The 11,496-nt window shown below is 64.6% G+C and carries 9 protein-coding genes; 4 read left to right on the forward strand and 5 right to left on the reverse strand.

All coding sequences use genetic code 11. The features are described 5' to 3' along the window. Positions 1-34 precede the first annotated feature (34 nt). Both Q7I88_RS12475 and Q7I88_RS12480 read right to left on the reverse strand, forming a co-directional pair. Positions 35-1,252: an MFS transporter gene (locus Q7I88_RS12475; RefSeq protein ID WP_305096244.1), complete on the reverse strand. Its 1,218-nt coding sequence runs from the start codon at positions 1,250-1,252 to the stop codon at positions 35-37. Continuing rightward, positions 1,245-2,111 (reverse strand): SMP-30/gluconolactonase/LRE family protein, encoded by an 867-nt coding sequence (locus tag Q7I88_RS12480; RefSeq protein WP_305096245.1) that lies wholly within the window; start codon positions 2,109-2,111, stop codon positions 1,245-1,247. The genes Q7I88_RS12475 and Q7I88_RS12480 overlap by 8 nt, the downstream gene beginning before the upstream one ends. Before the next feature lie 102 nt (positions 2,112-2,213). Here Q7I88_RS12480 and Q7I88_RS12485 point away from each other — a divergent pair, with 102 nt between their 5' ends. Further along, complete coding sequence (locus Q7I88_RS12485) at positions 2,214-3,650, forward strand: MFS transporter (protein ID WP_305096246.1); 1,437 nt, start codon at positions 2,214-2,216, stop codon at positions 3,648-3,650. A gap of 9 nt (positions 3,651-3,659) precedes the next feature. Here Q7I88_RS12485 and secA read toward each other — a convergent pair whose 3' ends face one another. Together secA and Q7I88_RS12495 are read right to left on the reverse strand one after the other, a co-directional pair. After that, positions 3,660-6,410, reverse strand: coding sequence for a preprotein translocase subunit SecA (gene secA, locus Q7I88_RS12490; protein ID WP_305096247.1), 2,751 nt, complete (start codon positions 6,408-6,410; stop codon positions 3,660-3,662). 79 nt (positions 6,411-6,489) lie between these two features. Next, on the reverse strand, positions 6,490-6,765 hold the full coding sequence (locus tag Q7I88_RS12495; protein WP_305096248.1) for a hypothetical protein: 276 nt from the start codon (positions 6,763-6,765) through the stop codon (positions 6,490-6,492). Positions 6,766-6,900: 135 nt separating this feature from the next. Here Q7I88_RS12495 and Q7I88_RS12500 point away from each other — a divergent pair, with 135 nt between their 5' ends. From Q7I88_RS12500 to Q7I88_RS12510, 3 genes are read left to right on the forward strand one after another with little or no spacing between them, the layout of a single operon-like run. Beyond that, positions 6,901-9,000, forward strand: a complete 2,100-nt coding sequence (locus tag Q7I88_RS12500; protein ID WP_305096249.1) for a spermine/spermidine synthase domain-containing protein — start codon at positions 6,901-6,903, stop codon at positions 8,998-9,000. 43 nt (positions 9,001-9,043) lie between these two features. Further along, positions 9,044-10,270, forward strand: a complete 1,227-nt coding sequence (argJ, locus tag Q7I88_RS12505) for a bifunctional glutamate N-acetyltransferase/amino-acid acetyltransferase ArgJ (RefSeq protein ID WP_305096250.1) — start codon at positions 9,044-9,046, stop codon at positions 10,268-10,270. 23 nt (positions 10,271-10,293) lie between these two features. Further along, positions 10,294-11,094 (forward strand): inositol monophosphatase family protein, encoded by an 801-nt coding sequence (locus tag Q7I88_RS12510; RefSeq protein ID WP_305098606.1) that lies wholly within the window; start codon positions 10,294-10,296, stop codon positions 11,092-11,094. Here Q7I88_RS12510 and trxA read toward each other — a convergent pair whose 3' ends face one another. Beyond that, the gene (gene trxA / locus Q7I88_RS12515) at positions 11,095-11,418 is read right to left on the reverse strand and encodes a thioredoxin (protein WP_305096251.1); all 324 of its coding nucleotides are present in this window, start codon (positions 11,416-11,418) and stop codon (positions 11,095-11,097) included. Between the last annotated feature and the right edge of the window lie 78 nt (positions 11,419-11,496).

An 11,496-nucleotide genomic window follows, 5' to 3' on the forward strand; every position in this document is an offset into this window, starting at 1 on the left:
CCCAAGAGGATTCACCGCAGGAGCCTACCGAACTTTATGGTGCAGGCATAGCGGGTCGCGCCGTGAGGCTCGACAGTTGCAGCGCCAGCGGCACGATCAGCGCGATCATTGCCGCACCGGCGTACCACGGCAGGTCGTGCCCCAATTCGTAGACAAGGCCGAACGTGGGCGGAGCGACGATCCGCGCGAAGGCGTTGCTGGCCATGAGGAATCCCATCACCGAACCTTGCCGGTCTACCGGCACGGTACGGCTTGTGAGGGCGCCCGCGGTGGGGAAAGCGAGGCTGTGGCCCATCATCAGCAGTCCCATCAGCGCCACCGCAGCATAAGGCTCGCGCAGGATCGGCTGGAGCAGCATCGAGGCCGCCAGCGTCCCGAGACCCAGCGCGATGACGCGCCTTTCGCCGAAACGGGTGACAAGGGGTTGGAGGAAGAACAGCTGGATGATCAGCCCGCCCATGCCGATGGCGATGAACGCGAAGCCCAGGTCGCGCGCGGTCCAGCCGAAGTTCGCCTCGCTCCACAACCCGTAAACCGCCTCCATGCTTGCGAAGGCGGCGATGCCGAAGAAGCTAATGACGAACAGTCGGAGCAGCATCGGATGCGTGGTGACGTAATGCAGCCCTTCGCTGTAGCGGGGCAGCGGTGCCGCCCTGCCCAACGGCTCCTTGGCGTTGCGCAGCACGGCAAAGGACCAGATCGAAGTGATCGCACAAAGGCCGGCGGCGGCGAGGATCGGGGCGCGAAAATCGGTGAGGCTGTCCCCGGCCCCGGCAAGTAGTCCACCGATGACCGGACCAAAGGCGAAGCCGAGCGAGAAGCTCGAGCCGAACAGCCCCATCGCCTTGGCCCGCTTCTCCGGCGGGGACGCATCGGCGAGGAAACCCTGCGCCACGCTGAGCGTGCCCCCGAAGAAACCGTTGACGACGCGGATGGCGATGGCGATCCACAACCCAGGCGCGAACGCAAACGCGACATAAGTCAGCGCGGCGCCGGCGGTGGTGAGAATTAGCACGGCGCGCCGTCCGTGCTTGTCCGATTGCCGTCCCCAGTAAATCTCGCCGAAGACGTTGCCCAGGCTGTAGGCGGCGAACAGCAGGGCTACCTCGAACGGGCCGGCGCCGAACAGCGTTCCGTAGAACGGCAGCAGCGGTAGGATCAGGCTGAACCCGGCGATGTTGACGAACACCGCGAACATCAGCGGCAGCATGCGCTTGTAGTCGATGCCGACAGGCCCCGCCGCCTCAGCCATTGTAGCGCGGCTCCGGCAGACCCTTCACGCCGAGCCCGTCGATGACGAAGCAGGCGCCGTCATCGGGTGCGACCTCGCGGCCGGGAATGAATGAGGGGTCGATGGTCGGCACAAACAAGCGGTCGAGATCCGGGCCGAAAAACATCACACTGGCAGGGATCTTCGTGGGAAATGGAATTTCCCGCAGCACCTGTCCGGTGGGAGAAATGCACAGCACCACCCCGCCCTCGCAAATCGCGCACCAGATGTTGCCGTCGGCATCGACCGTCGCCCCGTCGGGGATCGGGCCCCACTTCTCGCTGTTGAAGAAGGCGCGGCGGTTGGCCGCGGCACCGGTTTCGATGTCGTAGTCGTAGGCGTAGATCGTGTGGCGCAGCGAATCCGCATGGTAAAGCACGCTGTCGTCGGGCGACCAGCACGGTCCGTTGCCAAGAAAGATGTTGTCGTCGATCCGGGTCAGCGTACCCTTGTCGAGCGAGTACAGACCGCCGCGAGGTTCCTTCATCGCCCGGTCGCTCGTGCCGAACACGAAGCGCCCTCGGCGGTCGACCTTGCCATCGGCCAGTTGGACCTCGGGATCGGGCGGATCGAGGAGCGCCAGCGGTTCCACCGCACCGGAAGCGAAGTCGAGCGTGTGCACCCCGGTGCCGAGAGCGACGATTGCCCCGCCGCCCTCGCGCAGCGCCATCGAGCCGACGATGTCGGGAAGGTCCCAGCTTGTCAGGTCACCCGTGGCCGGGTCCCAGCGGAACACCGCCTTGCCGATGATATCGATGTAGTACAGCGCCTGCTCGGCCACGTCCCACACCGGGCCTTCGCCAATCTTGCACTTTGGCAGATCGAGCCGTGCAATTTCCATACTGCGCCCCCTCTTCGCGGCCGGATACTAACGAGTGTTATGATTGCGGCAAGCCCCGGGGTTGATGCCCGTGCCAGTCTGGCTAGGCTGCATCCGGTTCCAATGCCAAACGCGATCAAGTCATCCCGCCGCGCCGCGGCCATCCCCGCCCGGCTCGACCGCCTTCCTTGGAGCCGCTTCCACTGGCTCGTGGTCACCGCGCTCGGTATCACGTGGATCCTCGACGGCTTGGAGGTCACTCTTGCCGGATCGGTCGCCGGGGCGCTGCGCGAAAGCCCGGTGCTGCAGTTCAGCGCTTCCGATGTCGGGCTCGCCAACTCGGCCTACCTCGTCGGCGCGGTCGGCGGTGCGCTGTTCTTCGGATGGCTGACCGACCGCTGGGGCCGCAAGCGCCTGTTCTCGATCACGCTCGGTCTCTATCTCGTCGCGACCGCCGGCACGGCCTTCACCTGGGACCTGCCGAGCTTTGCCCTGATGCGCTTCCTGACCGGAGCGGGGATCGGCGGCGAGTACAGCGCGATCAATTCGGCGATCCAGGAGCTGGTGCCGGCGCGCCGGCGCGGCTGGACCGATCTCGTCATCAACGGCAGCTTCTGGGTCGGCGCAGCATTGGCCAGCGCGGCCTCGATCATCCTGCTCGACCCGCGCGTGATCGATCCCGAATATGGCTGGCGGATCGCCTTTTTCGGCGGCGCAGCGATCGGTATCGTGATCCTCAACCTGCGCCGCCACTTGCCCGAAAGTCCGCGCTGGCTTGCAACCCATGGCCGGCCCGACGAAGCCGAGCGGATCATCGAGGAGATCGAAACTCGCGTGGTTGCCGAGGGTCACCCCATCGCCGACGTGCCGCCGGCCGAGGCGCACGTCCGCCCGCGCCGCTCGACGCCGATGGGCGAAGTTTTCCGTGCGCTGTTCAAGACCTATCCCAAGCGCACCTTCTGGTGCCTGACGCTGATGTCGGCGCAGGCCTTCTTCTACAACGCGATCTTCTTCACCTACGCGATGATGCTGACCGATTTCTACGGCGTCGCCACCGCCAGCGTCGGCTATTACATCCTTCCCTTCGCCGCCGGAAACGTGCTCGGCCCGCTGGTGCTCGGCCACCTGTTCGACAGCTGGGGGCGGCGGCCGATGATCATCGGGACCTATGCGATGTCGGGCCTGCTGCTCGCGGCGACGGGCTTCGCCTTCCAGGCCGAATTGTTGACCGCGACCACGCAGACGCTGTGCTGGTCGGTTACCTTCTTCTTCGCCAGCGCGGCGGCGAGCGCGGCTTACCTCAGCGCCGCGGAGAACTTCCCGCTGGAAATGCGCGCCCTCGCCATCGCCATTTTCTACGCGCTCGGCACTCTGCTCGGTGCGGTGGCGCCGTGGGTCTTCGGCCTGCTGATCGAGAGCGGGTCGCGCGGGCAGGTGCTGCTCGGATACCTGTTCGGCGCCGCGCTCATGCTCGTCGCCGCAATCGTCACGGCGTTATATGGCACGGCCGCCGAACGGCGCGCCCTCGAGGACGTCGCACGGCCGCTCAGCTGGAACTGACATCGAAGCTCAGACCAGGGCGCCGTGGCAATGCTTGTACTTGTTGCCCGATCCACACGGGCACGGAGCGTTGCGGCTGATGTCCTGTCCGGCGTAAGGATTGCCCGACGAACCGCCGGGCCCGGCCGCAGCCATGGAAGAGCCGGCAAGCGCCCCGAACAGTGCAGCGCGCTCGGCCGAACCGTCGCCATCGTTGGAATCGTCTAGCCCGGTCAGCGGATCGATATGCCCTGTCAGAAAGTCCGGCAGGTCGGGCAGCGATGGCGGCGGAGGCGGCGATGCCATGCGCAGCTGGCTGGTCAGCAGGATCTTCGTAACGTCCTCGCGGATCGTTTCGAGCATCAACTCGAACAGGCCGAATGCTTCCTGCTTGTATTCGTTGATAGGCGTTTTCTGCGCATAGGCGCGCAGGAATACCACCTGGCGCAGGGCATCGAGCGTGGCGAGATGTTCCTTCCAGTGGTGATCGAGCCGGTCGAGCAAGACCTGCTTTTCGACCTGGCGCCAGATGTTGTGATCGTCTTCGCCGATTTTCTCTTCCATCAGCTTGTCTGCCGCGGCGACGATGCGCTCCTCGATCAATTCGGGTTCGAGTGCGTCTTCCTGCATCCACGCATCGAACGGCAGGTCGAGCCCGGTGATGTCGGCAACGCGCGTCTTGAGGCCCTCGACGTCCCATTGCTCGGGGTACGAGCCCGGAGGGCAGGCAGCACCGACGATGGCGTTGATGGCGTCGTGGCGCATGTCGACGACGACGTCATCGACCTTCTCGGCGTCCATGATCTCGGCGCGCTGTTCGTAGACCACCTTGCGCTGGTCGTTCATCACGTTGTCGTATTCGACGACCTGCTTGCGAACCTCGTAGTTGCGCGCCTCGACCTTCTTCTGCGCGGTCTCGATCGCCTTTGAGAGCCACTTCGAGCCGATCGCCTCGCCGTCGGCGAGGTTCGAATTCATCATCTTGGCGAACAGCGTGTCCGGCCCGAAGATGCGCAGCAGGTCGTCCTCCAGGCAGAGGTAGAAGCGCGACAGACCCGGATCGCCCTGGCGGCCCGAGCGGCCGCGCAACTGGTTGTCGATGCGCCGGCTCTCGTGCCGCTCGGTGCCGAGCACGAAAAGGCCGCCGGCTTCGAGCACCTTCCTGCGCTCCTCAGCCACCTCAGCCTTGATCCGGTCGATCTCGAGCTGGCGCTTGGGATCGTCCTCGGCGAGATCCTTGAGCTCGTCCTCGATCCGGTATTCGACGTTGCCCCCGAGCTGGATGTCGGTGCCGCGGCCCGCCATGTTGGTCGAGACGGTTACCGCGCCGAGGCGTCCGGCCTGGGCCACGATGTGCGCTTCCTGTTCGTGGAAGCGGGCATTGAGCACTTCGTGCTTGACGCCTTCCTTGTCGAGGAAGGTCGAAAGCAGCTCGGACTTCTCGATCGATACCGTACCCACGAGGACCGGCTGGCCGATGTCCTGCTTTTCCTTGATGGCCTTGGCAATGGCCTGGAACTTGTCGCTGGTGTTCTTGTAGAACTCGTCTTCCTCGTCGATCCGCTGCACCGGCACGTTGGTCGGGATCTCGACGACGTTGAGCTTGTAGATGTCCCAGAATTCCGCCGCTTCGGTCGCCGCCGTGCCGGTCATGCCCGACAGCTTGGGATACATACGAAAATAGTTCTGGAAGGTGATCGAGGCCATCGTCTGGTTCTCGGGCTCGATCCTGACGCCCTCCTTCGCCTCGACGGCCTGGTGCAGCCCGTTCGACCAGCGGCGCCCGTCCATCATGCGGCCCGTGAACTCGTCGATAATGACGATCTTTCCGTCCTTGACGATGTAGTCGATGTCGCGCTTCTGGATGATGTTGGCTCGCAGGGCCTGGTCGAGGTGGTGCACGACCTGCGTGTTCTCGACATCATAGAGGTTGTCCGAAACCAGCAGCCCGGCCGCCGCAATGCGGGATTCGATTTCCTCGTTGCCTTCCTCGGTCAGACTGACGCTGCGGGCCTTCTCGTCGACCTCGTAATACTTCGGCTCGAAGTCTTTCACGATGGCGTCGAGCTTGAGGTAGAGCTCCTGCTTGTCCTCCGTGGGCCCGGAAATGATCAGCGGGGTGCGGGCCTCGTCGATCAGGATCGAGTCGACTTCGTCGACAATGGCGTAATTGAAAGGGCGCTGTACCTGCTGGCTGCGCTCGTGCTTCATATTGTCGCGCAGGTAGTCGAAGCCGAATTCGTTGTTGGTGCCGTAGGTAATGTCGGCCCCATAGGCTTCGCGCCGCTCGTGCTCGGACAGGTTGGGTACGATGACACCGACGGTGAGACCGAGGAAGCGGTAAATCTGGCCCATCCACTCGGAGTCGCGCTTGGCCAGGTAATCGTTGACGGTGACGACGTGGACGCCCTTGCCCTCGATCGCATTGAGGTAGGTGGCGAGCGTTGCGACAAGGGTCTTGCCCTCGCCGGTGCGCATCTCGGCGATCTCGCCGCGGTGGAGCACGATGCCGCCGACCATCTGCACATCGAAATGGCGCATGCCGAGCACCCGCTTGGAGGCTTCCCGCACGGTGGCGAAGGCTTCGGGCAGGATGTCGTCGAGATCCTTGCCGCCGGCGAGCTGCTCACGGAACTTTTGCGTCTGGGCGCGGAGTTCCTCGTCGGAGAGCGCCTCGATCTGCTCCTCGAGCGCGGCGATGGTCTGGATCGTCTTGTCGAGCGACTTGACGTAGCGGTCGTTGGAAGAGCCGAAAATGGCTTTGGCAATAGCGCCGATCATGGGCGTGTTCCTACAAATCTGTAATATCGGGGGCCGCGCGTCGTGCAGCAGCGGTCGGTCTGGACGGATATCGAGCGCGCTATTCGTGCGCGCGGTCGACCTGCAACATGACCGGCGGGAAGTAGACGATCGACGGCGCCGGCTTCGGCCCCTTCTTCTGCTCCTGGCGGCACCCGGCCGCCGGCTGCTTGCGATCGTCGAGCCTGGCAATCGCTTGCTTACCGCAGCGCGTGGTCAGCTCGGCGGCAGCGACCATGCCGATGCCCGGCACATCGTGCACGCGCGCCTGAACGGGCGCGCCAATGGCGGCAAGCCCGGAGAGGAGCGCGAACAGCGTGAACAGTCTGCGTAACATGCGCGGCCTAGATAGCGTTTGGCGGGCGTTTGTCCATCTGTAGCCGCCATCTCTTAACCCGTTAATAACCATACTCCCTTACCGCCGCATTTTAATACCTGGGCCGCAGCGGCCTCAGGGGGTGGGAGCAGACCATTGAACGGCATTGCAGGAACGATGAACGACCACGCGGCAAACAAGGACCTCATGGCCCGAATCAGGACGGCTCTCGCCGTATCGGAAGCCGATCGCGAGGATGCGAACAACAGCGCGGTCGCCCGCCTGCTCATGTCGAGCTTCCTGATGTTGTTCCTTGAGCTGGCGCTGATCCGCTGGCTCGGCGCCAACGTTGTGCACTTGTCGTACTTTTCGAATTTCGTCCTGCTCGGCTCGTTCCTCGGAATCGGCGCCGGCTTCCTGATAAGTCGCAAGGAGTGGTCGATCTGGCCGGTTTCGCTGCCGCTCCTTTCTGCGCTGGTCATTGGCGTGCTGCGCTTCCCGGTTTCGATCGAGCGCAGTGGCTCCGACGTGATTTACTTCACCTCGCTCGAAATGAGCGGCCCTCCGGCTTGGCTCGCGCTGCCCGTAGTGTTCGCGCTGGTGGCGACGATCCTGGCCGGCCCGGCCGAGCTGGTCGGACGCTGCTTTGCGCGCCTCAACCCGCTTTCCGCCTACCGTTACGATCTGCTTGGCTCGCTCGGGGGTATCCTCACCTTTACCGCGCTCAGCTTCATGTGGGCTCCCTCGGTTGTGTGGGGAGTGATCGCGATGGCGGTCTATTTGCTGCTAAGCAATCCGCGCCGACGCCTTGTAAGTGGCGCCTGGGCTTCCGCGCTTCTCCTCGCGCTGATCATCGAGACGATGCAGCCCGGAGTCAGCTGGTCGCCATACTACAAGGTCCGAACCGAACCGGTCACCGCCGGTGGGCCGGGCTTCCTGTTGATCCGCGCCAACGGCGTGCCGCACCAGATGATGGCCCCGGCCAAGTGGAAGGTCGAACAGGGCGAGCGGATTTACGAAACGCCATATCTGCGCCTGCCCGACAACAGCCTCGAAGACGTACTGATCATCGGGGCCGGTTCGGGTTCCGACGTCGCCATCGCGCTGTCCGAAGGGGCCAAGCGGATCGACGCGGTCGATATCGACCCGAAGATCCTCTCGATCGGCGCTGCCAGGAACATCGACAAGCCCTACCAGAACCCGCGGGTGCACCGTCACGTGAACGACGGCCGCGCGTTCCTCGAATCGACCGACCGCAAGTACGACCTCGTGCTGTTCGCGCTGCCGGATTCGCTGACGCTGGTTTCCGGAGCATCGCAGATCCGCCTCGAATCCTTCCTCTTCACCGAAGAGGCGATGGCCTCGGTGCGCCGCCACCTCAAGCCCGACGGCGCTTTCGCCATGTACAACTATTATCGCGAACCCTGGCTGATCGACCGGCTCGCCGGGACTGCCGCCAGGGCCTTCGGCCACAAGCCGTGCGTCGATACGTTTGCCGGGGCTCAGGCCGTGGTCAGCATCGGTTTCGACGAGACCAACCAGCAGTGCCTCAAGACCTGGAAACAGACCTCGCAGGGCGAGATCACGCCGGCGACCGACGATTCGCCGTTCCTCTACTTCCGCGGCAACAACTTCCCGCCGCTCTACGCCATCACGCTGATCGCCATCCTGACGACCTCGCTGCTGACGGTGCGCGTGCTCGGCGGACCGCTCAAGCCGATGCGGCCCTATGCCGATCTGTTTTTTATGGGCGCAGCGTTTCTGCTGCTTGAAACGAAGAACGTCGCCACGTTTGCGCTGCTGTTCGGCACCACATGGCTGGTAAACGCCATGGTCTTTGCCGGTGTCCTGCTGATCGTACTCGCCGCGGTCGAGGTGACTCGCAAAATCAAGACCCCGCCGCTGCCGGTGATCTACACCGGCATCGCGCTCAGCCTTGCGCTGGCCTGGGCGATCAAGCCGGAAATGCTGCTGCCGTTGCCGTTCTGGCCCCGTCTGGTGGCCGCGACGCTCATCGCCTTCATCCCGATCTTTCTCGCCAACGTGGCCTTCGCCAAGCGCTTCCGCAGCTCCGGCGACAGCCAGGCGGCATTCGCCATCAACCTGCTCGGCACGATCGTCGGCGGATGCTTCGAATATGCCGCGCTGTTCACCGGCTACGACAACCTGCTGATCGTCACCGGCCTGCTCTACCTCGCCGCCTTCGTGCTCATTCCGCGCGACAAGGGTGGTGAGGCGGCGCCGGCGGCAGCGTGATCCTTCTTGACCCCTGCGGGCCATTCGTTAGCCCGCAGGGGTCATGGACCTCGAACGCTCCCCCCTCGCCAAGCCCTTCCCGGCCATCCCGAAGATTGCCGGCGTCACGCCGCACATCGCGCGTGCCGGGTACAAGGACTGGGGCCGCTGCGACCTGACCTATGTCGAACTTGCGGAAGGCACCGCGGTCGCAGGGGTTTTCACGCGTAACGTATGTTGTTCGAGCGAGGTCGAGCTCGGCCGCGAGCAGGTGCGGCTCGGCAAGGCCCGGGCGCTGGTGGTCAACGCCGGCAACTCCAACGCCTTCACCGGTTACCGCGGGCGCGACGCCGTCGAGACGATCATGGCGCAGGTCGCGCGCCACCTCGGCTGCGAGCCGAGCGAGGTGTTCGTTTCCTCGACAGGGGTGATTGGCGTCCCGCTGCCCAAGGACAAAGCGCAAGCGGGAGTCGCCGCAGCGCTCGAAGCTCCGGAGTGCTCGTGGGAAGACGCGGCCGCGACCATCGGCACGACAGACACTTTCAACAAGGGCGCGCTCGCCACCGCGGTTGTCGGCGGGACGACGGTAACCATCGGGGGGATCGTCAAGGGCAGCGGCATGATCGCCCCCGACATGGCGACCATGCTGGGCTACATTTTCACCGACGCGGCGGTCGATCCAGCATTCCTGCAGCAATGCCTCTCGGGCGCCAACGAGGGCACCTTCAACTGCATCACCGTCGACAGCGACACCTCGACCAGCGACACCGTGCTGGCCTTCGCGACCGGCAAGGCGGGCAATGCGCCCCTCGCCTCGTTCGACGATCCCGGGGCCGACGCCTTCGTCGCCGCGCTGGGCGACGTCTGCCGCCAGCTCGCCCACCTTGTGGTGCGTGACGGCGAAGGGGCGCAGAAGTTCATCGAAATTGCCGTGACCGGCGCCGAGAGCGATGAGAGCGCCCGGCGTATCGGGCTCGCCATCGCCAACTCGCCGCTGGTCAAGACCGCCATCGCCGGGGAGGACGCCAACTGGGGCCGCGTGGTGATGGCCGTGGGCAAGGCCGGCGAACCGGCCGACCGCGACACCCTGTCGATCGGCTTCGGCGGCACATGGTGCGCGCGCGACGGCCTGCCGCTGGCCGATTACGACGAGGCGCCTGTTGCCGCGCATCTTAAGGGCCGCGAGATAACCGTCCAGGTCGATCTCGGCCTCGGCGAGGGCCGCGCCACCGTGTGGACCTGCGACCTCACGCACGGATATATCTCTATCAACGCCGACTATCGTTCGTAGAAGGGGCGCTCGTGAGCGATATCATGGTCTTCCACCGCTCGATCGAGGATCTGCTCAAGCACGTCACCGAACGCGCGATCCTGCCCTACTACCAGCAGCTCGCCGCGCATCAGGTTGAAGACAAGGGCGGCAACGATCCGGTCACCGTGGCCGACAAGCTGTCGGAAGAAATGCTGATCGAGGGGCTGGCGAAAATCATCCCCGGCCTGCCCGTCGTCGGCGAAGAGGGAACGCACGCCGATCCCTCGCTCATGCGCCACCTATCGAGCGACTGTTGGATCGTCGATCCGATCGACGGGACGCGCAACTTCGCTCACGGCAAGCCGCCATTCGGCATCCTCCTGGCCATGGCCTCGGGCGGCGTGGCGCATACCGGGTGGATCTACGATTGTCTGTCGGGACGCCTATGTGTCGCGCACAAGGGCAAGGGCGCGTTCGTGAACGGTGAGAAGGTCTCGGCCCGCGCGACCGGAGAAGAGATACCGGTAGCGGCGATCTCGCTGCTCTTCGTGGACCACGCCAAACGCGAGGCGATGAAGGCCCACCTCCTGCCGAATTATCGGCAGGTCGATATCCCGTGGTGCTGCGCCGAGCAGTACCCGCGCCTCGTGCTCGGCACCAACGACGTTGCGCTGTACGAACGCACCCTGGCCTGGGACCATGCCGCCGGCGCGCTGTTCGTCGAGGAGGCGGGCGGCAAGGTCGCGCGCCCCGACGGCTCGCCCTACCGGGTCGACGAGTGGGAGCGGCCCGGACTTATCGGGGCCGCTTCACCTGAATTGTGGGACGCGATGGCAGAGCGGATGGCCGCTCTGCCGGGCTGATCAGCCCAGTTCGCTCTCGAGCCAGCCCTTGAGCTGGCTCTTGGGCGCTGCACCGAGCTTCTTGGCCACGGCCTTGCCGTCCTTGAACAGCACCATCAGCGGAATAGATTGCACGCCGATCTGGCCGGGGATGTCGGGGTTCTCCATGATGTCCATCTTGGCAATGGTTACCTTCTCGCCGAGTTCGTCGCTGATTTCCTCGAGCGCCGGGGCGATCATCTTGCACGGCCCGCACCATTCGGCCCAAAAATCGACGAGGACCGGCGTCTGGGAATCGAGCACATCGGTCTTGAAGCTTGCATCGGTGACGGTCTTGGTCGGCATGGTGGGGGGACTCCTTGAGATTGCCGTCAATCTAGGTCGCACCCGGCCAGTTGCAACGGTTGCGCTTGGATAGCTTTG

Origin of the sequence: Croceibacterium aestuarii, assembly GCF_030657335.1 — a bacterium.
Taxonomy (GTDB): Bacteria; Pseudomonadota; Alphaproteobacteria; order Sphingomonadales; family Sphingomonadaceae; genus Croceibacterium_B; species Croceibacterium_B aestuarii.

Coding starts and splice junctions, on each gene's coding strand:
- Q7I88_RS12475 (WP_305096244.1), bottom strand. CDS start 1,252: ATGGCTGAGGCGGCGGGGCCTGTCGGCATCGACTACAAGCGCATGCTG.
- Q7I88_RS12480 (WP_305096245.1), bottom strand. CDS start 2,111: ATGGAAATTGCACGGCTCGATCTGCCAAAGTGCAAGATTGGCGAAGGC.
- Q7I88_RS12485 (WP_305096246.1), top strand. CDS start 2,214: ATGCCAAACGCGATCAAGTCATCCCGCCGCGCCGCGGCCATCCCCGCC.
- secA (WP_305096247.1), bottom strand. CDS start 6,410: ATGATCGGCGCTATTGCCAAAGCCATTTTCGGCTCTTCCAACGACCGC.
- Q7I88_RS12495 (WP_305096248.1), bottom strand. CDS start 6,765: ATGTTACGCAGACTGTTCACGCTGTTCGCGCTCCTCTCCGGGCTTGCC.
- argJ (WP_305096250.1), top strand. CDS start 9,044: ATGGACCTCGAACGCTCCCCCCTCGCCAAGCCCTTCCCGGCCATCCCG.
- Q7I88_RS12510 (WP_305098606.1), top strand. CDS start 10,294: ATGGTCTTCCACCGCTCGATCGAGGATCTGCTCAAGCACGTCACCGAA.
- trxA (WP_305096251.1), bottom strand. CDS start 11,418: ATGCCGACCAAGACCGTCACCGATGCAAGCTTCAAGACCGATGTGCTC.